We start from the raw sequence: 25,509 nt of genomic DNA on the forward strand, positions 1-25,509 counted from the left end.
CGAAGTCCCCGTCCCCGCCCGGCCGGTGCGCCGAAAGTCGGCGGTGCCGCGACTCAGGTAGACGGCGTGACCGGCACCGGGGCGGGGACGGTCCGGCGCTGCGTAGATTGGCCGACCGTGACCACCGACAGCGTTCCGACTACGGCGCCCGGGGCGTTCCGGGTGCGCCGCTGGCTGCTCCCGTCCGCGCTCGCCGAGGAACTCGACCCGGACCCGGCCCGCCCCCGCGGACGGCCCCGGCGGACCGCGCGGGACTGGCTGGTCGACTTCGCCTGCTTCCTGTGCGCGGTCGCCCTCGGCCTGCTCGCCGCGGAGGGCCTGGAGAGCGAACCGGGCCTGTCGGACGCCATGGCGTCCGCCGACCAGTGGATCGGCGCCGCCGCCGTCGCCGCGGTCTGGCTGCGCCGCCGCCGGCCCGTGGAACTGGCCGTGGCGATGGTCCCCGTGTCTTTCCTCTCCGCCACGGCCGGCGGCGCCGCGCTGGTCTCCCTGTTCACCCTCGCCGTCCACCGGCCCTTCCGGTACGTGGCCTGGGCGGGCGGCATCACCATCGCGCTCCAGCCCCTGTACTTCTGGCTGCGCCCCGACCCGGACCTGCCGTACCCCGGCGTCGTCGTCTTCGGCATGCTGCTCATCGGGGCGGTGGCGAGCTGGGGCATGCTCGCCCGGTCCAAACGGCAACTGCTGGTCAGCCTCCGCGACCGGGCCCGGCGCGCGGAGACCGAGGCCAGGCTGCGCGCCGAGCAGGCGCAGCGGCTGGCCCGCGAGGCCATCGCCCGTGAGATGCACGATGTCCTCGCGCACCGGCTGTCGCTGCTCAGCGTGCACGCGGGCGCCCTGGAATTCCGGCCGGACGCGCCCCGCGCGGAGGTGGCACGGGCGGCCGGCGTCATCAGGGAGAGTGCCCACGAGGCCCTCCAGGACCTCAGGGAGATCATCGGCGTGCTCCGCGCGGCCGACTCCGAAGACGCCGGCCGCCCGCAGCCGACGCTCGCGGCACTCGACGCCCTGGTCGCCGAGTCCCGCCGGGCCGGCATGAGGGTCACCCTCGCCGGCCGGGTCGCCGACCCGGCCGCCGTCCCCGCCTCCGCCGGGCGCACCGCCTACCGGATCGCCCAGGAGACGCTGACCAACGCCCGCAAGCACGCCCCCGGCGCGGAGGTCCGCGTGTCCGTCACCGGCGCCCCCGGCGACGGCCTCACGGTGACCGTGCGCAACGCCCCGCCGGACCGCGAGGCACCGCCCGTCCCCGGCTCCGGGCAGGGTCTGATCGGCCTCGCCGAACGCGCCGGCCTGGCGGGCGGCACCCTGGCCCACGGCCCCACGGCGGACGGCGGCTTCGAGGTACGGGCCTGGCTGCCGTGGGGCTGAACCGGTGACCGCCCGCCGACTCCCGCCCGTAGTACCGAGCATGATTACGTGAGCCCATGACCGCGATCAGAGTGCTCCTCGTCGACGACGACCCGCTGGTGCGGGCCGGGCTGTCGCTCATGCTGGGCGGCGCCGCCGACATCGAGATCGTCGGCGAGGCCGCCGACGGCGGCGAGGTCGCCGCGCTCGTCGACCGCACCCGCCCGGACGTCGTCCTGATGGACATCCGGATGCCCGGGGTGGACGGGCTGACGGCCACCGAGCACCTGCGCGGCCGCCCGGACGCCCCGCAGGTGGTGGTGCTGACCACCTTCCACGCCGACGAGCAGGTCCTGCGGGCGCTGCGCGCGGGCGCCGCCGGGTTCCTGCTGAAGGACACCCCGCCCGCGGAGATCGTCGACGCCGTGCGCCGGGTCGCGGCCGGTGACCCCGTGCTGTCGCCGGCCGTGACCCGCCGGCTGATGGAGCACGTGGCCGGGTCCGCCGCCGACGCCCGGCGGGCAGGCGCGCGTGCCCGCATGGCCGGGCTCGGCGAACGCGAACGCGAGGTGGCCGTCGCGGTCGGCCGGGGACTGGCCAACGCCGAGATCGCCGCGGAGCTGTACCTGAGCGTCGCCACCGTCAAGGCCCACGTCTCCCGCGTGCTGGCCGCCCTCGGCCTCGACAACCGGGTGCAGATCGCCCTGCTGGCCCACGAGGCCGGACTCCTGGACGAACTCCGTGAGGACGGGCACTGATCGGCGGGGCCGGCCGTTGTGACGGGTGTGGGGCGTTCGCCGCGACGGGGGAGGACCATGACGGACGTGATCGACCTGGTGGAGCTGGGCGAGGGGTTCAGCCGGGACCCGCACCCGGTCTACGCGCGACTGCGGGAGCGCGGACCGGTGCACCGGGTGCGCCCGCTCGGATCGGAACCCGGGCACCAGACCTGGCTCGTGGTGGGGTACGAGGCGGCCCGCGCGGCGCTCGCCGACCCACGCCTGTCCAAGGACCCCGCCGGGATCGGCCTGACCTTCCTCGACGACGAGCTGATAGGGAAGTACCTGCTGACCACCGACCCGCCGCAGCACACCCGGCTGCGCTCGCTGGTCACGCGTGCCTTCACCGCGCGCCGGGTGGAGGCGCTGCGGCCCCGGATCGGCCGGATCACCGACGGACTGCTCGACGCGATGCTCCCGCTGGGCCGGGCCGATCTGGTGGCGTCCTTCGCCTATCCGCTGCCGATCACCGTGATCTGCGAACTGCTGGGCGTGCCCGAGCTGGACCGCGCCGCGTTCCGCGAGATGTCCACCGAGGTGGTCGCCCCGTCCGACGCCGAGAGCGAGCACGACGCCATCGTCCGGCTCGCCGCCTACCTCACCGACCTGATCGAGGACAAGCGGTGCGCCGGCCCCGCCGACGATCTGCTGAGCGACCTGATCCGCACCACCTCCGAGGACGGCGACCGGCTCTCCGCCGAGGAACTGCGGGGCATGGCCTACCTGTTGCTCGTCGCGGGCCACGAGACCACGGTCAACCTGCTCACCAACGCCGTCCTCGCCCTGCTCACCCACCCCGGCCAACTCGACGCCCTGCGCGCCGACATGAGCCTGATCGACGGGGCGGTGGAGGAGGCGCTGCGCTGGGAGGGCCCGGTGGGCAACGCGACGTTCCGGTACGCCGTCGAGCCCCTGGAGATCGACGGCGTCCCCGTCGGGAAGGGCGACACGGTGATGGTCTGCCTCACCGCCGCCGACCGCGACCCCGCCCGCCATCCCGACCCGCACCGCTTCGACATCCGCCGCGAGACCCGGGGCCACCTCGCCTTCGGCCACGGTATCCACTACTGCCTGGGCGCCCCCCTGGCCCGCCTGGAGGCCCGCACCGCCCTGGCCTCCCTGCTGGAGCGCGCCCCCGCCCTCGCTCTCGACGGCCCGCCCGGCGACTGGCTCCCGGGCCGCCTCGTACGGGGCGTACGCAGCCTGCCGATCCGCTGGTGACCGGGGGCGCCCCGCCCCGGCCCCGAGGTTCCGCTTCCGGCCCGCCCGGCACCGGCCTCCGCCCGCCCCCGGCGCGCCGGGCCCCACCCCTCACCCCGCCGAGAACTCCACCGCCCCCGGCACCTCCGCCAGCCTCACCGGCCGGTGTTCGCGCCGGGAGACCTCGCAGGCTTCGGCGATCCGCAGGGCCTGGAGCGCCTCGCGGCCGTCGCACGGGTTGGAGCGCTCACCGCGCACCACCTCGACGAAGGCGCAGAGTTCCGCCTCGTAGGCGGGCCCGAAGCGTTCCACGAAACCGGTCCAGGGGCTGTCCGCGGCCGGCGGCCCGGTCGGCTCGGTGGACGCGATCGGCGTCCGGTCGCCCAGGCCGACGACGATCTGGTCCCGTTCCCCGGCCAGCTCCATCCGGACGTCGTACCCCGCGCCGTTCAGCCGGGTCGCGGTCAGTGTCGCCAGCGTGCCGTCGTCCAGGGTGAGCAGCGCCGCCCCCGTGTCGACGTCGCCCGCCGCGCGGAACCGCGGCGGACCGGCGTCGGACCCGGCGGCGTACACCTCGGCGGCCTCCCGCCCGGTCACCCAGCGCAGCAGGTCGAAGTCGTGGATCAGCGTGTCCCGGTACAGGCCCCCGGACAGCGGCAGATACGCGGCCGGTGGCGGCTCCCGGTCGCCGGTCACCGCCCGCACGGTGTGCAGCCTCCCCAGCCGCCCGGACCGCACCGCCTCCCGGGCCCCCGCGTAGCCCGGGTCGAAGCGCCGCTGGAACCCCATCTGCAGAACCGTCCCGGCGGACTCCACCTCGGCGATCGCCTGGAGCGTGCCGGGCAGGTCCAGCGCTATCGGCTTCTCGCAGAACACCGGCAGCCCCGACCGCGCCGCCCGCCCGATCAGCTCGGCATGGGCCGGCGTCGCCGTCGTGATCACCACGGCGTCCACCCCCCACCGGAAGATCTCGTCCACGCCCGGCGCCGCCGTCTCCCCGAGCCGCTGGGCCAGCTCCTGCGCCCGCGCCCCGTCCGCGTCCGTGAGGATCAGGGAGCCGACGTCGCGGTGGCGGCTGAGCGTGTGGGCGTGGACGGTGCCGATCCGGCCCGTACCGATGACTCCGATGCGCATGGAATCAAAGTGAGCGCCCCGCACCCCGCTGTCAATCCGTATGTCCTGACAACCGGACTACACGACTTCCCGTCAACAGCGCACGGAGCTACGCTCGCCCCGTGCCGAAACCAGAAGCCGACCCGACCGTGACGCTCGACCTCAGCGTGGACCGGAGCAGCCCGGTGCCGCTGTACTTCCAACTGTCCCAGCAGTTGGAGGCGGCCATCGAGCACGGCGCCCTCACCCCCGGCAGCCTGCTGGGCAACGAGATCGAGCTGGCCGGCCGGCTCGGCCTGTCCCGGCCCACGGTCCGCCAGGCCATCCAGTCGCTGGTCGACAAGGGCCTGCTGGTCCGCCGCCGCGGCGTCGGCACCCAGGTCGTGCACAGCCAGGTCAAGCGCCCCCTGGAGCTGAGCAGCCTCTACGACGACCTGGCGGCCGCGGGGCAGCACCCGGCCACGAAGGTCCTGGTCAACACCGTCGTCCCGGCGACCGCCGGGATCGCCGCCGCGCTCTCCGTCCCCGAGGGCAGTGACGTCCACCACATCGAACGGCTGCGGCTGACCCACGGCGAGCCGATGGCCTGCCTGTGCAACTACCTGCCGCCCGGCCTGCTCGACCTGGACACCGGCCCCCTGGAGACCACCGGCCTGTACCGCCTGATGCGGGGCGCGGGCATCACCCTGCACAGCGCCCGCCAGGCCATCGGCGCCCGCGCCGCCACCGCCGCCGAGGCCGAGCGGCTCGGCGAGGAGACCGGCGCCCCGCTGCTCACCATGGAGCGCACCACGTACGACGACACCGGGCGCGCGGTGGAGTTCGGCACCCACACCTACCGGCCGTCCCGCTACTCGTTCGAGTTCCAGCTCCTCGTACGGTCCTGAGATCGCGCCTCGCCACGTCGTAATGTCCGGACATGACGCCCGGCATCGGCCCCCCGCGCGGCGCGCCCGGCGCGCGTGCCCGACAATGGGGCGTTTGAGTCGGTGACGCCACCGGCTCCGACGCAGGACAGAACCAGCACAGAACACAGCAAGAAGGGCACCGCCTCGTGGCACGGTTTCGGACCTGGACAGGCATCGCGCTGGCAGGGGCATTGTCACTCTCCCTCGCCGGATGCAGCAGCACCGGCGGCAAGCGCGCCGAGGACGCCCGCAAGGCCGCGGCGGCCCAGGGCAGGGCGGCGGTGGACACGCCCCGCTGGACCTTCGCGATGATCACCCATTCGGGTGACGGCGACACCTTCTGGGACATCGTCCAGAGCGGTGCCGAGCAGGCCGCCGTCAAGGACAACATCAACTTCCTGTACTCCCACGACGACGAGGCCCAGCAGCAGGCGCAGCTCGTCGACGCGGCCGTGGACAAGAAGGTCGACGGGATCATCGTCACGCTGGCCAAGCCCGACGCGATGAAGGCCGCCGTCGCCCGCGCGGTCAAGGCGGGCATCCCGGTGATCACCGTGAACTCCGGCTCGGCCGAGTCCAAGGAGTTCGGCGCGCTCACCCACATCGGCCAGGACGAGACCATCGCCGGTGAGGCCGTCGGCGAGGAACTGAACGAGCGGGGCCGCCACAAGGCCCTCTGCGTCCTGCACGAACAGGGCAACGTCGGCCACGAGCAGCGCTGCGACGGCGTGGAGAAGACCTTCGACGGCAAGGTCCAGCGGCTCTACGTGAACGGCACCAGCATGCCGGACGTGCAGTCCGCCATCGAGGCCAAGCTCCAGACCGACAAGTCGGTGGACGCGGTGGTCACGCTCGGCGCGCCGTACGCGGACACCGCCGTCAAGGCCAAGCAGGGCGCGGGCAGCAAGGCCGAGATCGACACCTTCGACCTCAACGCCAAGGTGGCCGCCGGCCTGACCGACGGCACCCTCGGGTTCGCCGTCGACCAGCAGCCGTACCTCCAGGGCTACGAGGCGGTCGACCTGCTCTGGCTGAACAGGTACAACGCCGATGTCCTCGGCGGCGGCCGGCCGGTGCTCACCGGGCCGCAGATCATCACCAAGGACGACGCCGGCGAACTGGCGGACTACACCGAGCGGGGCACCCGATGAGCGCCACCGACGCCTCCACCGCCGACGAAAGGGTGCTGCGCACCTCCCCGCTGCGCAAGCTCCTCGGCCGCCCCGAACTGGGCTCGGTCGTCGGCGCCGTCGCCGTCTTCGTCTTCTTCGCCGTGGCCGCCGACAGCTTCCTGCGCGCCTCCAGCATCAGCACGGTCCTGTACGCCTCCTCGACCATCGGCATCATGGCCGTCCCCGTGGCGCTGCTGATGATCGGCGGGGAGTTCGACCTGTCCGCGGGCGTGATGGTCACCTCCTCGGCGCTGATCTCCTCGATGTTCAGCTACCAGATGACCGCCGACGTCTGGGTCGGCGTCGGCGTCTCCCTGCTGGTCACCCTCGCCATCGGCGCCTTCAACGGCTTCATGCTGACCCGCACCAGGCTGCCCAGCTTCATCATCACGCTCGGCACCTTCCTGATGCTGACCGGCATGAACCTCGGCTTCACCAAGCTGATCGGCGGCACCGTCTCCACCAAGACCATCGCCGACATGGAGGGCTTCCCCTCCGCCCGCGCCGTCTTCGCCTCGACGATCACCGTCGGCGGCGTCGGGTTCAAGGTGACCATCCTGTGGTGGCTCGCCCTGGTCGCCGTGGCGAGCTGGGTCCTGCTGCGCACCCGCGCGGGCAACTGGATCTTCGCGGTCGGCGGCAACCAGGACGCCGCCCGCGCGGTGGGCGTCCCGGTCGCCAAGACCAAGATCGGCCTCTACATGGGCGTCGCCTTCGGCGCCTGGATCGCCGGCCAGCACCTGCTGTTCAGCTACGACGTCGTCCAGTCCGGCGAGGGCGTGGGCAACGAGCTGATCTACATCATCGCCGCCGTCATCGGCGGCTGCCTGATCACCGGCGGCTACGGCAGCGCCGTCGGCTCGGCGGTCGGCGCGTTCATCTTCGGCATGACCAGCAAGGGCATCGTCTTCGCCGAGTGGAACCCCGACTGGTTCAAGTTCTTCCTCGGAGCCATGCTGCTCCTCGCGACCCTGCTCAACGCCTGGGTCCGCAAGCGCGCGGAGGCCACCAAGTGACCGAGACCCCGAACCGTACGGCCCTCGTCGAGCTGTCCGGCGTCAGCAAGCACTACGGCAACGTCCGCGCCCTCGAAGGCGTCTCCCTGACCGTGCGCGCGGGCGAGATCACCTGCGTCCTGGGTGACAACGGCGCCGGCAAGTCCACCCTCATCAAGATCGTCTCCGGACTGCACCAGCACGACGGCGGCACCCTCGCCCTCGACGGCGAGGAGACCCGGCTCTCCTCGCCCCGCGACGCCCTGGACCGCGGCATCGCCACCGTCTACCAGGACCTCGCGGTCGTCCCGCTGATGCCGGTGTGGCGCAACTTCTTCCTCGGCTCCGAGCCGCGCAAGGGCGTCGCCCCCTTCAAGCGCATGGACGTCGACCTCATGCGCCGCACCACCCGCGCGGAACTGCTGCGCATGGGCATCGACCTGCGCGACGTCGACCAGCCCATCGGCACCCTCTCCGGCGGCGAACGCCAGTGCGTGGCGATCGCCCGCGCGGTGCACTTCGGCGCGAAGGTGCTGGTCCTGGACGAGCCGACGGCGGCCCTGGGCGTCAAGCAGTCGGGTGTGGTCCTGAAATATGTGGCCGCGGCACGCGACCAGGGCCTGGGCGTCATCTTGATCACCCACAACCCGCACCACGCGTACCTGGTCGGCGACCGCTTCGTCCTGCTCAAGCGCGGCACGATGGTCGGCAACCACGAACGCGCCGACATCACCCTGGACGAACTGACCAGGCAGATGGCGGGCGGAAACGAACTGGACGACCTGCGCCACGAACTCCAGCGTCCCTGAAGGGTCCGCTCCGCGAACCGCAGCGCCCTCGAAGGGGGCGCGGGGGCCGTGTCGTCTGCGGCTCCGCCGCGTGGGCGCGACCAGCCACCTGACACCCGCACCCGACGACGAACCGCTGACACCGTTCGGCACCCGGCGGAGCCGTGCGGCACAATCGACGCCGATGAGCACCTACCGCGACCTCACCGCCCCCATCGGCTCCCGCCGCGCCCCGGTCCTGCGCACCGTCGGCACGAGGGAACGCCGCTCGCACCTGACGGCTCCCCGCGTGCCGACCGTCGGCATCGACATCGGCGGCACCAAGGTGATGGCGGGGGTCGTGGACGCCGACGGCAACATCCTGGAGAAGCTCCGCACGGAGACCCCGGACAAGTCCAAGAGCCCCAAGGTCGTCGAGGACACCATCGTCGAACTGGTCCTGGACCTGTCCGACCGGCACGACGTGCACGCGGTCGGCATCGGCGCGGCCGGCTGGGTCGACGCCGACCGCAACCGCGTCCTGTTCGCCCCCCACCTGTCCTGGCGCAACGAACCCCTGCGCGACCGCATCGCCGCACGCCTCGCGGTCCCCGTGCTGGTGGACAACGACGCCAACACCGCCGCCTGGGCCGAGTGGCGCTTCGGCGCCGGCCGCGGCGAGGACCACCTCGTCATGATCACCCTCGGCACCGGCATCGGCGGCGCGATCCTGGAGGACGGCCAGGTCAAGCGCGGCAAGTACGGCGTCGCTGGCGAGTTCGGACACATGCAGGTGGTGCCCGGCGGCCACCGCTGCCCGTGCGGCAACCGCGGCTGCTGGGAGCAGTACAGCTCCGGCAACGCGCTGGTCAGAGAGGCCCGCGAGATGGCCGCGGCCGATTCGCCGGTGGCGTACGGGATCATCGAGCACGTCAAGGGCAGCATCGGCGACATCACCGGGCCGATGATCACCGAGCTGGCCCGGGAGGGCGACGCGATGTGCGTCGAGCTGCTCCAGGACATCGGGCAGTGGCTGGGCGTCGGCATCGCCAACCTCGCCGCCGCCCTCGACCCGTCCTGCTTCGTGATCGGCGGCGGGGTCAGCGCCGCCGACGACCTGCTGATCGGACCCGCCCGCGACGCGTTCAAACGCCAGCTCACCGGCCGCGGCTACCGGCCCGAGGCCCGCATAGTCCGCGCCCAGCTCGGCCCCGAGGCCGGCATGGTCGGCGCCGCCGACCTGGCCCGGCTGGTCGCCCGCCGCTTCCGCCGCGCCAACCGGCGCCGCGTGGAGCGCCACGAGCGCTACGAGCGGTACACCCAGTCCCGCCGCACCGACCGGGAGGCGCTGTGACGGAGACCCTCCCGCACCAGGTCGGGCCGCCCGGGGAGGCGAGGCGGCCGACCGAGGACCGGCGGCACATGATCCGCCGCCGGACCCTCACCCTGCTGACCATCGTGCTGCTCATCGGCATCCCCGCCGGATACCTGATGATCTCCGCCGACCAGAGCCGCAGCAGCGGCCGGGAGAAGGAGATGAAGTACTCGGCGACCGGTCTGAGCGCGGCCTGGCCCTCCAAGGTGCAGCGCCGCATCTTCCAGGTGCCCATCCCGCACCCCGCCGGCAAGGTCGCGTACTACGAGACCAACAACTGGAAGACCAGCAGGCTCTACGCCCAGTTCGAGACCACCGGCGCGGGCCTGGACGCCTTCCTGGCCGGCGTCGGCGTCGACCGGAGCGACCTGGAGCGGGGCAGCATCACCATCAGCGACCGCGACCAGGACGTCTCCGGCTGGCGGTTCACCGGACCGGGCGCCTGGTGGGGCCTCACCCACCCGCAGAAGAACCCCGCCCCGACCCAGGACATCGTCGTCAACCTGGCCAACCCCGGCCTGCCGATGGTCTACGTCGTCTCGCGCACGGTCCCCTGACCGGGCCCCGGCGGACGGCCGGAGCCGATTGTCAGACCCCGCCCGTAGAGTCGAAGACAAGTGATCCGGCTCATGGGCGGGAGGTGGCAGGACGTATGCGTGACACGGCCGCGGTGGCCGAGCGGACGACGGAAGAGGGGCAGCCCGCCGGGCCCGTCCCGGTCCGGCTCGCCGCCGTCTTCCTGCCCGCCCCGCTCCCGCGCGAGGGACGCGTCGCCTTCTGGGACCCCGAGGGCGGCGAGCCGCCCGCCGGCTCCGCACCCCTGACGGTGGTACGGCGGCACGGCGCCGGGGTCCGCCGCCGCAGCGTCCCCGCGCTGATCCTCCCCCTCGGCGACGCGCTGCCCGTCCTCACCGCCGCCCGGCACGACCCGGCCGCCCACCCCGCCACCGCCTGCTGGGGCGCCGCCACCCTGCACGCCCTGCGGCTCGCCGCGCGGGGCCGGTTGCTGCCCGGCCTCACCGCCACCGGCCACGACGCCTGGCGGGCCGGACCCCTCGACCCCGACGACATCGCCCACCTGCGGGCCGTCGCCGCCGCCCTGCCGCCCGAGGGCCACGCCGTCCCGCTGGACGGACCGGGCGCCGTCCGGCTCCCCGAGCCCCGCGCGCTGATGCGCGCCTTCCTGGACGCGGTCGCCGACACCCTGCCGCGCACCGCCGCCGCGCCCCACGCCTCCGGGCGGCCCTTCGCCGCCCGGACCGCCCAGCACCTGCCCGCCGCCCAGGACTGGGCCGCCGAGGTCGCCGCCGGAATGGACGCGGGCGTACGGATCTCGCTCCGCCTGGACCTGTCGGCGTTCGCCCTGTTCGACGCCCCGGGCGAGGGCGACGCCGGGCGCGGACGCGGCGCGGGCGCCGCCGTCGTCCAGGTGCACAGCCTCGCCGACCCCACCCTGGTCGCCGACGTCGCGGACCTCTGGTCGGGCACGGCCGACCCCGCCTTCGGCCCCCGGGCGCGCGTCGACACCGCCCTCGCGGTGCGCCGCGCGGCCCGGGTCTGGCCCCCGCTGGACCGGCTCACCGAGCAGGACGTGCCCGACGTGCTGGCCCTGTCCGAGGACGAGGTGACCGACCTGCTCGGCGTCGCCGCCACCCGCCTCGCCGCCGCCGGCGTCGCCGTGCACTGGCCCCGCGACCTCGCCCAGGACCTCACCGCGACCGCCGTGGTCCGGCCCGCGCCCGGTTCGGCCACGGACGGCACCGGCTTCTTCGAGAGCGCGGACCTGCTCCGGTTCGGCTGGCAGCTCGCGCTCGGCGGCGACCCGCTCACCGAGGCCGAGATGGACCTGCTCGCCGAGGCCCACCGCCCCGTCGTCCGCCTCCGCGACCGGTGGGTGCTGGTCGACCCGGCCCTCGTCCGCCGCGCCCGCAGACGCGACCTGGGCCTCCTCGACCCCGTCGACGCGCTGTCCGTCGCCCTCACCGGCACCGCCGAGGTCGACGGCGAGAGCGTCGAGGCCGTACCCGTGGGCGCGCTGGCCGCCCTGCGCGACCGGCTCACCGCCGGTCCGCGCCCCGCCGAGCCGCCGCCCGGCCTCGCCGCCACCCTCCGGGACTACCAGCTCCGGGGCCTGGCCTGGCTGGACCTGATGACCTCCCTCGGCCTCGGCGGCTGCCTCGCCGACGACATGGGCCTGGGCAAGACGGTCACCCTCATCGCCCTCCACCTGAAGCGGGCCCGCCGCGAACCGACGCTGGTGGTCTGCCCCGCCTCCCTGCTGGGCAACTGGCAGCGGGAGATCACCCGGTTCGCGCCCGGCGTCCCCGTCCGCCGCTTCCACGGCCCCGACCGCACCCTGGACGGCCTCGCCGGCGGCTTCGTCCTCACCACCTACGGCACCATGCGCTCGGCGGCCCCCACCCTGGCCGGACAGCCCTGGGGCATGGTCGTCGCCGACGAGGCCCAGCACGTGAAGAACCCCTACTCGGCCACCGCGAAGGCGCTGCGCACCATCCCCGCCCCCGCCCGCGTCGCCCTCACCGGCACCCCGGTGGAGAACAACCTCTCCGAGCTGTGGGCCCTCCTCGACTGGACCACCCCCGGACTCCTCGGCCCCCTGAAGTCCTTCCGCGCCCGGCACGCCCGCGCGGTGGAGTCCGGCGAGGACGACGAGGCGGCGGCCCGCCTCGCCCGGCTGGTCCGCCCCTTCCTGCTGCGCCGCCGCAAGTCCGACCCCGGCATCGTCCCCGAGCTGCCGCCGAAGACCGAGACCGACCACCCGGTGCCGCTGACCCGCGAACAGGCCGCGCTGTACGAGGCCGTGGTCCGCGAGTCGATGCTGGCCATCGAGACGGCCGAGGGCATGGCCCGCCGGGGCCTGGTCCTCAAGCTCCTCACCGCCCTCAAGCAGATCTGCGACCACCCCGCGCTGTACCTCAAGGAGGACCACCGCCGACCGCGCGCCGCCGCCGACCGCTCCGGCAAACTCGCCCTGCTCGACGAACTCCTGGACACCGTCCTCGCCGAGGACGGCTCGGTGCTCGTCTTCACCCAGTACGTCGGCATGGCCCGCATCCTCACCGCCCACCTCGCCGACCGGGCCGTCCCGGTCGAACTGCTGCACGGCGGCACGCCGGTGGCGGAGCGCGAGCGCATGGTGGACCGCTTCCAGGACGGCGCCACCCCGGTCCTGGTGCTCTCCCTCAAGGCGGCGGGCACCGGCCTCAACCTCACCCGCGCCGGACACGTCGTCCACTTCGACCGCTGGTGGAACCCGGCCGTCGAGGAACAGGCCACCGACCGCGCCTACCGCATCGGCCAGACCCAGCCCGTCCAGGTCCACCGCCTCGTCACCGAGGGCACGGTCGAGGACCGCATCGCCGACATGCTCCGGTCCAAGCGGGCCCTGGCCGACGCGATCCTCGGCACCGGCGAGGCGGCCCTCACCGAACTCACCGACCGCGAGCTGTCCGACCTCGTCTCCCTCCGGAGGCCGGCATGACCCCCCGCCCGTCCGACGAGGCCCGCCGCGCCCTGCGAGCGGCCCGGGAGCGACGGGGGATGACGGGGGAGGAGCCGACGGAGGCCGGGCCTTCGCCGTCGGCGGCCGGGGAGCCCCCGCACGGGGGTGCGCCGCCGAGGGCCGGGGAGCCCGCGGGCACGCCCGGGGAGTCCGCGGGCGCGTCCGCGTCGTCGGCGCCCGGGGAGCCGGAGTCCGTGGGCGCCCCTTTGGCGCCCCCGCCCGAGGTGCCCGCCGGCGCGTCTGCGCGATCGGCGTCCGAACACCTCCCGGACGACGCCCCGCAAGGCCCCGGGTCCGACCGCCGTTCCGAGCCCCGCCCCGGCGACGCCGCCCGTGCGGCGCTGCGGCGCGCGATGTCCGCCCGGCGGACCGGCGCGCCTCCGGACGCCGGCGCACCTCCGGACGCCGGCGCGCCAAGCGAGGCCGACGCGCCGACCGAGGAGGGCACGGGGCTCTCGGCCACGCCTACCGAAGCCCAAGCCCTCCCGGCCGGACCCACCGATGCCCTCCCGATCAGGCGCGCCGATGTCCTCCCGACCGGGCCCGCCGATGCCCTCGCCAGGCCCACCGACGCCCCCGGCAAGGACACCGGCACCCCCACCACGCGCCCCGGCGCCGCCAGTGCCCCCGACACCCCCGCTGCCCCCGACACCCCCGCCGGAGACCGCCCCGCCCAAGAGAACCCGCCCCCGCCTTCCAGCCCTCGCAGCGAACCCGCCCCCGGCGCCACCCCTCGCCCCGGCGCCACCCCTCGCCCCGACGCCACCCCCCGCCCCGGCGACGGGGCGCGTGAGGCGTTGCGGGCCGCGCTGCGGGCCCGGCCGGACGCGCCCGCGAAGCGCACCGGTGCCGTCCGCCGCCCGGTCCGCCCCGCGCCGACCGCCGCCCGCCCCGGGAGTCCCGCCGCTCGGGCCACCGCCGTGCGCGACCTCCTCGCGGGCGCGTTCCGCCTCCCCGCCGACGAGGACCCCGCCGAGCAGCCGCCCCGGCCCCGCCCGGCCCCGGCGAAGCCCCGCCCCGCTCCCGAGCCCGCCCCCGACCGGCCCTCCCGCACCACCACCCCCCGTTCCATGGCCGCACCCGAGCGCGACGGCGAACTGCGCCGGACGTTCCCCGCGTTCCCGGCCGGACCGTCGGCGGGAGCGACGGCGGGGGAGGCGTTCGCCGACACCTGGTGGGGAAACGCCTGGGTCGCCGCGCTGGAGGAAGGCGCGCTGGACCCCAAGCGGCTGGCGCGGGGGCGCGGGTACGCCGAGCGGGGACACGTCGACGCCATCACCGTCACGCCCGGACTCGTCCTCGCCTACGTCCAGGGCAGCCGCGCCCGGCCGTACCGCGTGCAGGTGCGGCTGCGCACGCTGGACGACACCGACTGGGAGCGTTTCCTCGACGCCGCCGCCGAGCGCCCCGGTCATATCGCCGCCCTGCTGGACAAGGAGCTGCCGCACTCCCTCGCCGACTGCGGCGTCCCGCTGCTCCCCGGCCCCGGCGACCTCGCCCCGCAGTGCAGTTGCCCCGACTCCGGCCACCCCTGCAAGCACGCCGCGGCGCTCTGCTACCAGACCGCCCGGCTGCTGGGCGCCGACCCGTTCGTGCTGCTTCTGCTGCGCGGCCGGGGCGAGCGCGAGCTGCTCGACGCGCTGTCCCGGCTCAGCGCCGCCCGCGCGGCCCGCGCCGCCCAGGACCGCGACCCCGGCACCCTGCCCGGCGTACGGGCCGCCGACGCCCTGGCCCCGCGCACCCTCCCGCCCCTTCCGCCGCCGCTGCCCGCGCCCCCGCACCCCGAGCAGCCCCCGGCGTATCCGGCGGCCCCGGGCGGCCCCGACCCGTTCGCCCTGGACCAGCTCGCCACGGACGCCGCCGCCCGCGCCCACGCCCTGCTCACCACGGGCCGCGATCCGGTCGGCGGGCTGACGCTGTGGCAGGACGCGGTCCGGCTGGCCGCGGCCCGCCCCGGTTCCGGCCTCACCGCCGGCACCCGCGCGCTCTACTCCTCCCTCGCCGGGGCGGCCGGCCGCTCCCCGGCCGACCTGGCCCGCGCGGTGGCCGCCTGGCGCCAGGGCGGACCGGAGGGACTCGGCGTCCTGGAGGAGCCGTGGGACCCGCCGGCCGGCCGGTTCGACCGCGCCCGCCCGCTGCTGCTCGCCGCCGACCTCCCCGCCTTCCGCCCCTGGCGCAACCGCCTCACCCACCCCCGCGGCCACGTCCAGCTCCGGCTCGGCCAGGACGGCCTGTGGTACGCCTACGAGTCCGAGCCCGGCCGCGACGACTGGTGGCCCAGAGGCACCCCCGACCTCGACCCGGTGGGCGCCCTCACCGGCCTGGGCGCACCCGCGGAGGAGTGAACGCCCCGCACGGCACCGGCACCCACCTCTGCCCCGGAGCCCCGGACGCCCCGCCCCTGACCAGCGGCCGGATGCTCCGCGGCCGGATGCCCCGCGCCCGGATGCCCGGTTCTCGCCGGTCCGCCGTAAATGCCTGGACCGGCGATCCCCCCTGACGGGACACTTCCGATTTCTCGACCTACGGAGATGTCCAAAGACCCTTCGGGAGCGTGATGGGGACAACCGATGCAACCGATACACGAGGACCGACGCCGGGCAGGAGCGCGGTCGTTCTGGCACTGCGCCACTACGGCCGGGAACTGAGGCGATTACGACGGCTGGCCCTGCCCGCGCTGCTGCTGCCGGCCGTGGGCAACATCGGCATCCGCTACATCGCCCCGCTGCTGATCGCCAAACTGGCGGGGCAGGCCGCGGGCGACGGCGGCCTCACCCTCGCCGCGGCCCTGCCGTACGTCCTGGGCTTCGGCGTGACACTGCTGGCCGCCGAGGCGGTGTGGCGGGTCGGGCAGCACTGCCTGAACCGGGTCGACGCCCTCGGCATGGAACACCTGTACGTGAGCGGCATGGACGAACTCCTCGCCAAGGACGCGGCGTTCTTCCACGACAACTTCGCCGGCTCCCTGACCAAGCGGGTACTGAGCTTCGGCAAGCGCTTCGAGGACTTCGTCGACACGGTGACGTACCGGATCGTGGGCAGTCTCGTCCCGCTGCTGTTCGGCGCGGTGGTGCTGTGGGGCTACGAACCGATGCTCGTCGTCGGCCTGTTGGCGATGATGGCGCTGACCGTGGCGGTCGCCACCCCGCTGATCCGGCGCCGGCAGCGGCTGGTCGACGACCGTGAGGCGGCGATCGCGAGGGTCTCCGGCCATGTCGCCGACAGCCTGATGAACATGGAGACCATCCGGGCGTTCGCGGCCGAGCGGCGGGAGGCCGACGAACACCGCAGCCGGGTCGCGGACTCCCGGCGCCTGACACTCAGGTCGTGGGACTACGGCAACCTGCGCGTCGACACCCTGATCGCCCCCATGTCCGTACTCACCAACGTACTGGGACTGCTGGTCGCGATCGCGTTCGGCGGCTCGGGTCAGGGCGTGGAGGAGGTCGTCGTCGCGTTCACCTACTACTCCAACGCCACCCAGATCATGTTCGAGTTCAACCAGATCTACCGGCGGCTGGAGAGCTCGATGACCGAGGCGGCGCAGTTCACGGAGCTGCTGCTGGACCCGCCCACCGTGCTCGACCCGGCGGACCCCGAACCGCTCGGGCCCGAGGACACCGGCATCCGCTTCGAGGGCGTGACCTTCGCCCACGCGGGGGCGGAGCCGATCTTCCGGGGACTCGACCTGGACGTGCCCGCGGGCGCCCGATTCGGCCTGGTCGGCAGGTCCGGCGGCGGCAAGACCACCCTCACCCGGCTCCTGCTGCGGATGTCGGACCTCGACGGCGGACGCATCCTGATCGGCGGCCAGGACATCAGCCGACTGCGCCAGCGGGACCTGCGCTCACTGATCGCCTACGTGCCCCAGGAACCCGCCATGTTCCACCGCAGCCTGCGGGAGAACATCGCCTTCGCCCGGCCCGGGGCCACCGACGAGGAGGTGCGCGCGGCGGCCGCGGCCGCGCACGTCACCGAGTTCGCCGAGCAACTCCCCGACGGTTTCGCCACCTTGGTGGGGGAGCGGGGCGTGAAACTCTCGGGCGGCCAGCGCCAGCGCGTCGCCCTCGCCCGCGCCATCCTGCGCGACGCGCCGGTCCTGCTGCTCGACGAGGCGACCAGCGCGCTGGACTCGGAGAGCGAACTCCTCGTCCAGGACGCCCTGTGGCGGCTGATGGAGGGACGTACGGCCCTCGTGGTCGCCCACCGGCTGAGCACCGTCGCCGGCATGGACCGCCTCGTCGTCCTCGACCACGGCCGCGTCATCGAGCAGGGCAGCCACGCCGAACTGCTCACCGCGGGCGGTGCCTACGCCAAGCTGTGGCAGCACCAGTCGGGCGGCTTCCTCGGCGAAGCCCCCGCCCCGGCGGCTGCGCACGGACCCCCGGCGGACGGGCCCCTCGCGCACGAGCCCGTGGCGGACCCGGCGCCCGGGAACCCGCTCCCGGCGCCCCGCCCGGACCACCGGCCGGCCCGCCCCCGGCCGGCCCGCCCTTCTACTTCCGGTCGACGAGAGGGGTGAACTCGTCGACGTAGATCTTCGGCACCCGCGGAGCGGGACCCATCTCCGCCGAGCCGATCACCGCCTCGTCCCGCCGGGTCCCGCCCGGCGGGACGCCCTGGAGCCAGAACCGGTCGTACGCGGTCCAGCCCGCACCGTCGGCGATGGTGATCTGGACCGAGTACGTCGCCTTGCGCTCATAGGTGTTCACCACCTCGATCTCGGTGCGCACCCCGTCGCCGTCCGGCGTGGCCCGCACGACCAGGTCGCCGTACTCCAGGACGCGTGTGCGGCCCTCGGAGTGCACCGAAGGAACCGGTGAGGGCCGCGCCGGCGCACCGCCCGGCGCCGCGCTCGTGCTCGCACTCGCGTTCGTGCTCGCGCTCGCGCTCACGCCGGCCGGCCGCCGAGATGACGCGCCGCCGCCGGAAGCCCCGCCGTCGGCGGCCCCGGCCGTACACCCGGCGGCCAGCACCCCCGCCACCACCAGGCACACCACCCGCGCCGGAGCCGCCCCACGCGGCCCCGGACCGGCCGGCCCCCGGCGCCTCACCGGACCGGCACTCACTGCGCGGAGGCCGTCATCTGCCGGCGCGCGACGGCGACTTCCTTGCCGTGCTGCTCCTTGATGCCGGTGAGCCGGTCCTGGTTGTCGGCGATCTGCCGGTCCTGGATCGCCGACTCCACGCCGAACCAGATCTTCACCAGGTCCGTCTTCTGCTTGCAGTCGACGTCGTCGACCGCGAGCGCGATGGACTCCGGCGTCGGCTGCTGGTCCTGGGTGACACCCTGGTCCATCGCCCGGTACGGATCGGCGAGCCCCGCGTGTCCCTTGCCGGCCATGCACGAGGACCACGCGTCGATGGCCGCGACGACCTTCTCGTCCTTCATCGATCGCGTCAGGCTCTCCCCGGCCAGCTCCGCCACGAGCACCGGGTCGGCCGCCGGCGCCCCGAGTTGAGCCTTGGACCAGCCGATACAGCCGCCCGCCTTCACCTTCTTCCCGTTGAACTCCGTCCGGGCGGGCTCGGTTCCCTGACCGGGCCCGACGAACGCCTCGCCCATCTTCGCGGCCTTGACCGGCTCGGGCTTGGTGTGGCCGGTCAGGACCTCCACCTCGGCACCGGACAGCTCGCGCATGGTCTGCCGGGTGTGCTCCCGCAGCGCGGGGGCCAGCTCGTAGCCGTACTTCTCGGCGCCGGCCCGGTCGGTGAGACCGTAACGGCGTTCGATGTTGGCGTCGTTGTCGCTGGGCGGCGGGTTGGCGCCCGCACGCGGCAGCGTCAGGTCGATGCCGTAATCCTTCATGCAGGACGACTGGAGGTCGTTGGCGGCCTGCTCGACGGTGACCTGGTCCTCGTAGGAGGCCATGTACGCCTCCAGCGGCAGGGTGAGGTTCTTGGTCAGGCCGTGGGTGGGGACCTTCTCGGGCCAGTTGTCCTTGTCGACGACCGGTCTGCCGTCGGCCGCGTTGGCCGCGGTGTCCGGGGCCGGTGCGGAGGAGCAGGCGCTGAGCAGGAGGGCGGAGGCGGCCAGGGCGACCGCGGCGGCGGTCCGCTTGATGTGCGTCACGGGGAGGTGTCCTTGTGCGAGTGGGCGGATCACGCGAAGTGGGAGGAGGCGTTGTTGTTCTTCAGCGCGGTGATCAGGTCGGTGATGTTGCAGTCCCCGTACGGCCCGTTCTTCGCGAAGTACTGGGAGGTGCCGCCGTAGCCGGAGTTGAAGTACACGCGGTAGTTGTCGTCCCGGGCGCAGTTCTGCACGGACGCCGCGTTGTTCTTCATGTACTGGCCGTTGCCGTTGCCGCCGTTGCCGAAGACGTACCGGTACGTCGACAGGGACGACCCCTGGTACTGGCTGGTGCCCCAGTGGTCGGAGACATTGCTGTAGAAGGTCGTGAACGCCGACTTGTAGTAGCCGTCCTGGACGGCGATGTCCTTGGAGTTGTAGAAGAGCCAGAGGTCACCGTACGAGCAGGTGATCCACGGAACGTCGCAGTTGTCCATGACGGTGTACTCCGCGGCGTCCGCGGGCCCGCCGGACGCCAGCACACCCACCAGCGCCGCGAACGACGCGGCGCAGGCGGCGGTCTTCCTCTTGAAGCGGGCAGTCCTCATCGCATCTCCATCGATAGATCGTTTTCGCGAGGAGGATCTTCACACCCCGATGGATGTCATGACCATGAAAGATGCATGATCGAGATCTCCCAGGTCGGGGCGGGTCCGACGTCAGGACCCGTCGACCAGGTCCTGCACCTCCGGCGGGAGTTCGTCACCCGAGTAGGCGGCCACGAAGACGACGTCGTCGGGACTGTCACCGACGGCCACGGCCACCTCGGGAGAGATGCCGTCCACCGCGTAGGCGGTCGTGGCCTCTTCGGACTCCTCGGCCTCGTCCTGGCCGCCGGTGTCGTCGCACGGCGGGACGGTGGCGGGACCCAGTTCGTCTCCCGCCGTGAACTCCACGTTCGCGACATCCTGGTACGTGCGGTCCTGGAAGACGACACGGTAGGCGCAGGCGCTCGCCCGCTCGCCTCCACCGCTGATGCTTCCGGACGTGCAGGCCGCAGCCGGCACCGTCATCATGGCCGCCACGAGAGGCAGTAGCGTGGTTCGCCCCGACCGGTTCATCGTTCCTCCTGGTGGATGGTGCGGAGTGCCGGGACGTCCCCCTGGCCGAGGGCCCGGTCGATCCCGTGACCACTGGGACGGGGCGGACGTCATTTTCGTTCGGGGGGACGCCGGCCGGCATGTCCGTGCAGCCGGTGACCGGCGCGGCCCGGCCGACGCTGTCGGGGGCGGGGCGTCCGAGTGGTAAGAATCCGGCCGCTTTGGGCGTCCACTGGTGCGGAATCCGGCATTCCGTACCTGGGTGACGCGCCCTGCGCTTAGCGTGATCGCATGAGGGAAGATCGCACCCCTTTGGTGCTGCCGTTTCGCGCGCTGGTGTCGAGTGCGGAGTGGGACAGGCTGACCGCGTATCGGCTGCAGACCTACCTGCCGGGTACCGCCCTGCTGACCCAGGGAGACCCGGGAACCCATGTACTCGCCCTGAAGTGCGGGTTGGTCAAGGTCGTCCGGGTCGACCGGGACGGGCGCCGGCGGCTGCTCGCCTTCCGGGGGGCGGGCGAGATCCTCGGCGAGATGGCGGTCCAGTGCGGCGGCATCCGGACGGCCAGCGTATGGGCCATGAGCATATGCAAAGCATCCGTGGTCCTCGCGGAGGACTTCCGGCGGCTCGTGCAACGCCCCGAACTGGCCGGCCGTCTCGCCGTGATGGCCTCGCACCGGCTGTGGGAGCAGACGGAGATCCACGACGGAACCGTGAGCGAACGCCTCGCTCTCGCCCTGCTGCGCCTCGTGGACAGTTCCGGCGGGCCGGACCCGTCAGGCGGGCGGACGCCCACCTTCTCCCTGACGCGTGACGACCTGGCGCAGCATCTGAACGTGGGCCGCAAGGCCGTCACCAAGGCGCTGGAGGAACTGGGCGCGGACACGGTGCGGGCAGGCAAGAGCCGTATCACGGTGGTCGACGAGGACAACCTGCGGCGGCTGGTCCGAGAGCGGGACAGCGCGTGACCGCAATGTGACGCGCGTCACTCTCCATCGGGGCCTGCGGAACGGAACGCCCGTCCCCTCCCTGTGAAGCTCCCTGGTGCACGCCATCGCACGCATCAGCGTCCCCGCCCGGACCCTCGCGGAACGGGCGGGCTTCACCGAGGAGCGACATGCGCGAATCCAGCAGTGACCTTCCCGAGCGGCCCGCCGGTCCCTACACCCGCAGTCGCCCGCTGCCGCCCTACCGGGGCGTCCTGGCCGTGGACGCGAAGGACTTCACGGGACGCCCCGCGATCGAGCACGAAGGCGTCAGCCGTGCCGTACCCGCACTCCTCAAAACGGCCTTGGCCAGGGCGGAGCTGCGCGACCTCTGGGACGACCGCAGGTTCCCCGCCTCGACCGGCGACGGCTACGTCTTCGGGTTCGATCCCGCGCGGATGCCGTTCGTGGTCCACCCCCTGCTGTTCACGCTGCAGGAGGTGCTCGCCGACTACAACGTGCTGTCCCACGGGGCGTTGCCCATCAGGCTGCGGGCCAGCCTGCACATCGGCCCGCTGCCGGACACCGGAGACGAGTTCGGCGGCAACGGCACGGCACGCAACGACACGCACCGCCTGCTGGACTCCCGCCCGGTCAAGGCCGTGCTCGCCTCCCACAAGGAGAACGTCACGCATGTGGCGGCCATCCTCTCCGACCGCTGCTACGAGGACGCGGTCGCCGGCGGTTACACCGGCCGCCACCCCGACCACTTCGTCGAGGTGGCCGCGACCGTCGAGGGCAAGCCGTTCTCCCAGCGGGCGTGGATCTACGTACCGCAGCCGTCCGGGCCCCTGTACGAGGAGCCGGCCGGCGCCGGGGCCGCCGCGCCGGCGGTGCCCGACGCCGCGCCCGCACCGGTGAACGGGGGAGAGGCGGACCGGAAGGTGCGGAACAGCGCCCCCAACGGGAACATCAACACCGGCACCGTCCACGGCGGGCAGAGCGTGGGCAACTACCACGTCGCCGGCGATCACGTCGAGGGCAACAAGGCCGGCCGGGTCCGGGGCTTCCAAGGGGACCAGGTCCGCGGCGACAAGAACCAGGGGCGGCGATGACCCCCGCAGAGGACTCTCCGCCGGTCGGGGCGGAAGGCGGTGCGCCCGGCGTCCCGGGCCTGCCGTCGCAGGGTCCGTCCCGCGGCGACGAGGGCGAACGGAAGCTGTCCGAGCTGATCGACGCCATCGGAGGCGCCGCGCGGGTGGGCGGTCCGTTCGTGTACGCCCCGAACGGCAACGTCAACGCCGGTTCCGTGCACGGCGGGCAGCGCATCCACAACGCGTCCGTGCACGACGGACCGGCGCCCCGGCGAGGGCGGGTGCGCGAAGGGCCCATTCCACAGGCGGAGGTGCGCGCGGCCGAGTTCGGGTTCGCACGGCCCGGCTGGTTCGGCGAGGCGCTGCGGATGCTGGACCGGGGGCCGCTCTTCCTCGCCGGACGCCCGGGGACCGGCCGCCGCACCACAGCGCTGAACCTGCTGCGCGAGAGCTGCGGGAAGGAGGCTCCGCTGCGGGCGCTGGACAGCGTCGTCGAACTGGACCGCTGGCAGCCCACCGACGCGTCGGCACGCGGTTACCTCATGGACGGTCTGTTCCCGTCCCGGCCGCTGGGCCCCGGTGTGCTCGGGCATGTGCGAGAGCTGCTGGAAGGCGTCCGGGCGCGCATGGTGATCGTCCTGCCCGACGACCGGGAACTGCTGCGCCGGCTCGAACAGGACCTGCACGTCACACCCATGATGTGCGTACCGCCGCCGCCCGCCATGGTGTTCGGCAGCTACTTCGAAGCGGTCGTGCCGGACCGGTGGGAGAGGGAGCGTCTGCTGTCGGCGCTGGACGGACGCCACGCGCTGGGCGACCTGCTGGCTCCCGAGCTGGTCCCGGCCGACGTGGTGGAACTGGTGACGGCCGTCGTGGCGGCGGACGGGGACCCCGGGGCTCTCGGCGATCTGCGGGAGCGGCTGGGCTACCGGGCCGAGCGGGAGGTCCCCGACCTGGTGGCGAGGTTGCGCGGTGATCCGGACACCCTGGCGTTCCTGCTCGCCGCCTGTGTCTTCGAAGGGCTGGACCACCGGCTCGTCCAGGAGGAAGCCGACAGGCTGCTGACGCTGTCGCGGGGCCGTCTGGCCGCGATGCTGCCGGGAACGGGTGCCGAAGGGGAGGGGACGACCGGACGCCCCAACCCGGAGTTCGCCTTCCGGCGCTCCCTCACCGAACTGCTGCACGCCGTCCGCGCGGTCCGGCTGGAGCGCCGAATCCACACGGCGGGGGCGTACGCGCACAGCGTGGAAGCGATCGCGTTCGTCAGACACCGGCAGGCGGAGGCCGTACTCAGGTACGTGTGGCGCGAGTACGGACGGCTGTCGGAGCTGCTCGTGGAGTGGCTGCGGCAGGTGGACCGGACCGACGAACTCACCGCCGCGGCCGGCAGGTTCATGGGCAACGCGGCGAAGTGGGGAGGCGGGCGGGGCGCGCTGCGCCACATCCAGACGCTCGCCGGGTCGGAGCGCGTGAACAGCCGTGTCATCGCGGCGAAAGCGCTGGGCATCGCGGCTCAGGACCCCGTCCTCGTCGCCGAGGTGCGCTACCGCCTCGACAACTGGAGCCGGGCTGCCGGCGCCCAGCGCCGGACGACCGTGGCCTACGCCTGCGGCTCGGAGTTCGGCGTCTCACGGCCGGACCTCGCGCTGCGGCTCCTGCGCACCCTCCTGCTCGGTGTCCGGGACCGGCCGGCGGGCGCGGGGACGGACGGGAACGATCAGGTCCTGGCCGCCGTGCGGGTCGCGGTCATGAGCCTGTTCCAGGCCGGTCACGAGGCCCAGGTGTTCGGCCGGCTCGTCGCCTGGCTGGAAGAGGGGCGGTGCGACACGGACCAGGTGCTCGCCCTCTTCGGTCATCTGCTGCGGTCCCCGCAGTGGTTCGTACGCCGGCTCGCCGTATGGGGTCCCGACGCGACCGCGATCGCCGACATGACCCGCCGCGCCCTGAATTCCGAGGAGGTGTTCGAAACGACGTGCACGGAATTGCTCGGCTGGGCCGAACGGGGGCAGTGGGACGACCTGCCGCGCCGGGCCGTGGAAAACCTGTTCGCGGCCCTGGCCGGCGCTATGCGCAAGGGTGAGTTCCGGCTCTTCGTCGAATTGCAGGAAAGAGGGGCGGACGGCTGGGCCGGACAGTACGCGGCACGAACCGCGCTGGACGGATGGCGCTCCGGCGGACGGCGGGAGGCAGCGTGAGCGACGGAACGACCGAACCCCTCTACCACCGGGTCGCCAGGCCGCCCTGGCGGGAGATCCTCAGCCATCGCTGGTCCACGGCACAGGAGTGGTCGCTGGTGCTGAGGGACACGGACGGCAGCTACTGCTTCCTCGGACGCCGAGGCGACCCCGACGGCGGCGGCGCCGATCTGCCCGTGCCGGACGAGGCGGCGCCGCCCAGGCTGGGCGGTGACTACGCGGAGGCTTACCGGGTGGACACGACCGAACACGTCGACACCCGAGCGGTCGGCCTTCCCACGGTCTACGGCACGGAGTCGGTCGACCTGTGGGTGTCCTGGTGGGTCCACGATCCCGTGCGGCTGGTCCGTACGAGGACCGTGCACGGCTGGCACGTGGTGCGCGGACATCTCACCGGCGCACTGCACCGGCTGGCGGAGATGCAGGCGGTCGCCGGCAGCGGACTCGGAGCCCCCGAGATCATGCAGCACCTGGGAGTCCCGCAGCGTCTGACGGACACGGGCCTGAGCTTCCGGGTGTTCGACGTCCGGCTCCGGGAAACGGGGGAGGAACTGCTCCTCGGCCAGGACGAAGGCGCGGGCGTCCGCTACTCGTGGACGACCAGCCGGCGGGGCGAGTACGAGTTCTGTCTCCAGGCGCTCCACGCCGGACCGGTGTCCTTGGCGGCGCTCTGGCTTCTGCGGCACCCGGACCAGGTGCCCCAGGTGCTCGACTGGGCGGTCGACCACCAGGACCTGCTCAGCCCTCCGCGCACGGACTGGCAGGAGGAGCTGGCCGCGCTGCTGGGCGCGCTGACCGAGCAGGAGCGCAAGGAGCTCTCCTGCCTCCTGCGCGATCGGATCGCATCGCTCGGCCGCCCGGTCCCCGGCGGAGAATTCTGACCCCGAGATCGCGACCGGCGAATGGGCCGGAAAGGCGAGGCGCCGCCGTCAAGGCGGCGCCTCGCCTTTCGGTGTGCTTTCCGGTGCTTTCCGGAGCGCTTCAGGAATGTGACTGCGCTC

21 protein-coding genes are annotated in these 25,509 nt (G+C 73.6%); 16 read left to right on the plus strand and 5 right to left on the minus strand.

All coding sequences use genetic code 11. The annotated features are described in order from the left end of the window. Nucleotides 1–117: 117 nt before the first annotated feature. Genes ACFY32_RS18575 through ACFY32_RS18585 form a run of 3 tightly spaced genes read left to right on the plus strand, consistent with a single transcriptional unit; the run spans nt 118 to nt 3,350 of the window. Nucleotides 118–1,371, plus strand: coding sequence for a sensor histidine kinase (locus ACFY32_RS18575; protein WP_390674730.1), 1,254 nt, complete (start codon nt 118–120; stop codon nt 1,369–1,371). Nucleotides 1,372–1,427: 56 nt separating this feature from the next. Continuing rightward, complete coding sequence (locus ACFY32_RS18580; protein WP_390674731.1) at nt 1,428–2,108, plus strand: response regulator; 681 nt, start codon at nt 1,428–1,430, stop codon at nt 2,106–2,108. A 57-nt stretch (nt 2,109–2,165) separates the two neighbouring features. Further along, on the plus strand, nt 2,166–3,350 hold the full coding sequence (locus ACFY32_RS18585) for a cytochrome P450 (RefSeq protein ID WP_390674732.1): 1,185 nt from the start codon (nt 2,166–2,168) through the stop codon (nt 3,348–3,350). 90 nt (nt 3,351–3,440) lie between these two features. On the opposite strand, the gene ACFY32_RS18590 is transcribed toward ACFY32_RS18585, so the two are convergent. Beyond that, nucleotides 3,441–4,463, minus strand: a complete 1,023-nt coding sequence (locus ACFY32_RS18590) for a Gfo/Idh/MocA family oxidoreductase (protein WP_359200901.1) — start codon at nt 4,461–4,463, stop codon at nt 3,441–3,443. Between the two features lie 128 nt (nt 4,464–4,591). On the opposite strand from ACFY32_RS18590, the gene ACFY32_RS18595 reads away from it, so the two are divergent. The 9 genes from ACFY32_RS18595 to ACFY32_RS18635 all read left to right on the plus strand — a co-directional run bounded on the left by ACFY32_RS18595 (nt 4,592) and on the right by ACFY32_RS18635 (nt 17,704). Continuing rightward, entirely contained in the window at nt 4,592–5,329 is a 738-nt protein-coding gene (locus ACFY32_RS18595; protein WP_359201081.1) for a GntR family transcriptional regulator, read from the plus strand. Nucleotides 5,330–5,496: 167 nt separating this feature from the next. Next, nucleotides 5,497–6,501 carry a sugar ABC transporter substrate-binding protein gene (locus ACFY32_RS18600; protein WP_390674733.1) on the plus strand — a complete coding sequence of 335 codons (1,005 nt, stop codon included), beginning with the start codon at nt 5,497–5,499 and terminating at the stop codon, nt 6,499–6,501. After that, the gene (locus ACFY32_RS18605; RefSeq protein WP_359200905.1) at nt 6,498–7,538 is read left to right on the plus strand and encodes an ABC transporter permease; all 1,041 of its coding nucleotides are present in this window, start codon (nt 6,498–6,500) and stop codon (nt 7,536–7,538) included. The genes ACFY32_RS18600 and ACFY32_RS18605 overlap by 4 nt, the downstream gene beginning before the upstream one ends. After that, the gene (locus ACFY32_RS18610; protein WP_359200907.1) at nt 7,535–8,326 is read left to right on the plus strand and encodes an ATP-binding cassette domain-containing protein; all 792 of its coding nucleotides are present in this window, start codon (nt 7,535–7,537) and stop codon (nt 8,324–8,326) included. Before ACFY32_RS18605 ends, ACFY32_RS18610 begins: the two co-directional genes overlap by 4 nt. A gap of 163 nt (nt 8,327–8,489) precedes the next feature. Continuing rightward, nucleotides 8,490–9,638, plus strand: a complete 1,149-nt coding sequence (locus tag ACFY32_RS18615; protein ID WP_359200909.1) for an ROK family glucokinase — start codon at nt 8,490–8,492, stop codon at nt 9,636–9,638. Continuing rightward, a complete protein-coding gene (locus tag ACFY32_RS18620; protein WP_390674734.1) occupies nt 9,635–10,216 on the plus strand; it encodes a sugar kinase in 582 nt (193 codons plus the stop codon). Before ACFY32_RS18615 ends, ACFY32_RS18620 begins: the two co-directional genes overlap by 4 nt. A gap of 95 nt (nt 10,217–10,311) precedes the next feature. Then, nucleotides 10,312–13,161, plus strand: a complete 2,850-nt coding sequence (locus ACFY32_RS18625) for an SNF2-related protein (protein WP_390674735.1) — start codon at nt 10,312–10,314, stop codon at nt 13,159–13,161. A 215-nt stretch (nt 13,162–13,376) separates the two neighbouring features. Then, nucleotides 13,377–15,527 (plus strand): SWIM zinc finger family protein, encoded by a 2,151-nt coding sequence (locus ACFY32_RS18630; protein ID WP_390674736.1) that lies wholly within the window; start codon nt 13,377–13,379, stop codon nt 15,525–15,527. A 212-nt stretch (nt 15,528–15,739) separates the two neighbouring features. After that, the gene (locus tag ACFY32_RS18635) at nt 15,740–17,704 is read left to right on the plus strand and encodes an ABC transporter ATP-binding protein (RefSeq protein ID WP_390674737.1); all 1,965 of its coding nucleotides are present in this window, start codon (nt 15,740–15,742) and stop codon (nt 17,702–17,704) included. Here the strand turns inward: ACFY32_RS18635 and ACFY32_RS18640 are convergent. The 4 genes from ACFY32_RS18640 to ACFY32_RS18655 all read right to left on the minus strand — a co-directional run bounded on the left by ACFY32_RS18640 (nt 17,679) and on the right by ACFY32_RS18655 (nt 20,268). Beyond that, complete coding sequence (locus ACFY32_RS18640) at nt 17,679–17,990, minus strand: hypothetical protein (RefSeq protein ID WP_359200917.1); 312 nt, start codon at nt 17,988–17,990, stop codon at nt 17,679–17,681. The genes ACFY32_RS18635 and ACFY32_RS18640 overlap by 26 nt on opposite strands. 257 nt (nt 17,991–18,247) lie before the next feature. Beyond that, nucleotides 18,248–19,255 (minus strand): hypothetical protein, encoded by a 1,008-nt coding sequence (locus tag ACFY32_RS18645; protein ID WP_390674738.1) that lies wholly within the window; start codon nt 19,253–19,255, stop codon nt 18,248–18,250. A 29-nt stretch (nt 19,256–19,284) separates the two neighbouring features. Next, nucleotides 19,285–19,800, minus strand: a complete 516-nt coding sequence (locus tag ACFY32_RS18650; protein ID WP_359200921.1) for a hypothetical protein — start codon at nt 19,798–19,800, stop codon at nt 19,285–19,287. 111 nt (nt 19,801–19,911) lie between these two features. Next, entirely contained in the window at nt 19,912–20,268 is a 357-nt protein-coding gene (locus ACFY32_RS18655; RefSeq protein ID WP_390674739.1) for a DUF6281 family protein, read from the minus strand. 315 nt (nt 20,269–20,583) lie between these two features. Here ACFY32_RS18655 and ACFY32_RS18660 point away from each other — a divergent pair, with 315 nt between their 5' ends. From ACFY32_RS18660 to ACFY32_RS18675, 4 genes are all read left to right on the plus strand, one after another. After that, nucleotides 20,584–21,261, plus strand: coding sequence for a Crp/Fnr family transcriptional regulator (locus ACFY32_RS18660; RefSeq protein ID WP_359200925.1), 678 nt, complete (start codon nt 20,584–20,586; stop codon nt 21,259–21,261). Between the two features lie 149 nt (nt 21,262–21,410). After that, nucleotides 21,411–22,334, plus strand: coding sequence for a hypothetical protein (locus ACFY32_RS18665; protein WP_390674740.1), 924 nt, complete (start codon nt 21,411–21,413; stop codon nt 22,332–22,334). Continuing rightward, nucleotides 22,331–24,508, plus strand: a complete 2,178-nt coding sequence (locus ACFY32_RS18670; protein ID WP_390674741.1) for a hypothetical protein — start codon at nt 22,331–22,333, stop codon at nt 24,506–24,508. The genes ACFY32_RS18665 and ACFY32_RS18670 overlap by 4 nt, the downstream gene beginning before the upstream one ends. After that, nucleotides 24,505–25,389: a hypothetical protein gene (locus ACFY32_RS18675; protein ID WP_359200931.1), complete on the plus strand. Its 885-nt coding sequence runs from the start codon at nt 24,505–24,507 to the stop codon at nt 25,387–25,389. The genes ACFY32_RS18670 and ACFY32_RS18675 overlap by 4 nt, the downstream gene beginning before the upstream one ends. The last annotated feature ends 120 nt before the right edge of the window (nt 25,390–25,509 follow it).

It is taken from the genome of Streptomyces sp. NPDC000134 (assembly GCF_042899225.1).
In the GTDB taxonomy this organism is placed as follows: domain Bacteria; phylum Actinomycetota; class Actinomycetes; order Streptomycetales; family Streptomycetaceae; genus Streptomyces.

Excerpts from the sequence above, each read along its gene's own strand:
- ACFY32_RS18615 (WP_359200909.1), top strand. The coding sequence starts at position 8,490 with ATGAGCACCTACCGCGACCTCACCGCCCCCATCGGCTCCCGCCGCGCC.
- ACFY32_RS18605 (WP_359200905.1), top strand. The coding sequence starts at position 6,498 with ATGAGCGCCACCGACGCCTCCACCGCCGACGAAAGGGTGCTGCGCACC.
- ACFY32_RS18665 (WP_390674740.1), top strand. The coding sequence starts at position 21,411 with ATGCGCGAATCCAGCAGTGACCTTCCCGAGCGGCCCGCCGGTCCCTAC.
- ACFY32_RS18655 (WP_390674739.1), bottom strand. The coding sequence starts at position 20,268 with ATGATGACGGTGCCGGCTGCGGCCTGCACGTCCGGAAGCATCAGCGGT.
- ACFY32_RS18660 (WP_359200925.1), top strand. The coding sequence starts at position 20,584 with ATGAGGGAAGATCGCACCCCTTTGGTGCTGCCGTTTCGCGCGCTGGTG.
- ACFY32_RS18650 (WP_359200921.1), bottom strand. The coding sequence starts at position 19,800 with ATGAGGACTGCCCGCTTCAAGAGGAAGACCGCCGCCTGCGCCGCGTCG.
- ACFY32_RS18585 (WP_390674732.1), top strand. The coding sequence starts at position 2,166 with ATGACGGACGTGATCGACCTGGTGGAGCTGGGCGAGGGGTTCAGCCGG.
- ACFY32_RS18590 (WP_359200901.1), bottom strand. The coding sequence starts at position 4,463 with ATGCGCATCGGAGTCATCGGTACGGGCCGGATCGGCACCGTCCACGCC.
- ACFY32_RS18580 (WP_390674731.1), top strand. The coding sequence starts at position 1,428 with ATGACCGCGATCAGAGTGCTCCTCGTCGACGACGACCCGCTGGTGCGG.
- ACFY32_RS18635 (WP_390674737.1), top strand. The coding sequence starts at position 15,740 with ATGGGGACAACCGATGCAACCGATACACGAGGACCGACGCCGGGCAGG.
- ACFY32_RS18625 (WP_390674735.1), top strand. The coding sequence starts at position 10,312 with ATGCGTGACACGGCCGCGGTGGCCGAGCGGACGACGGAAGAGGGGCAG.
- ACFY32_RS18670 (WP_390674741.1), top strand. The coding sequence starts at position 22,331 with ATGACCCCCGCAGAGGACTCTCCGCCGGTCGGGGCGGAAGGCGGTGCG.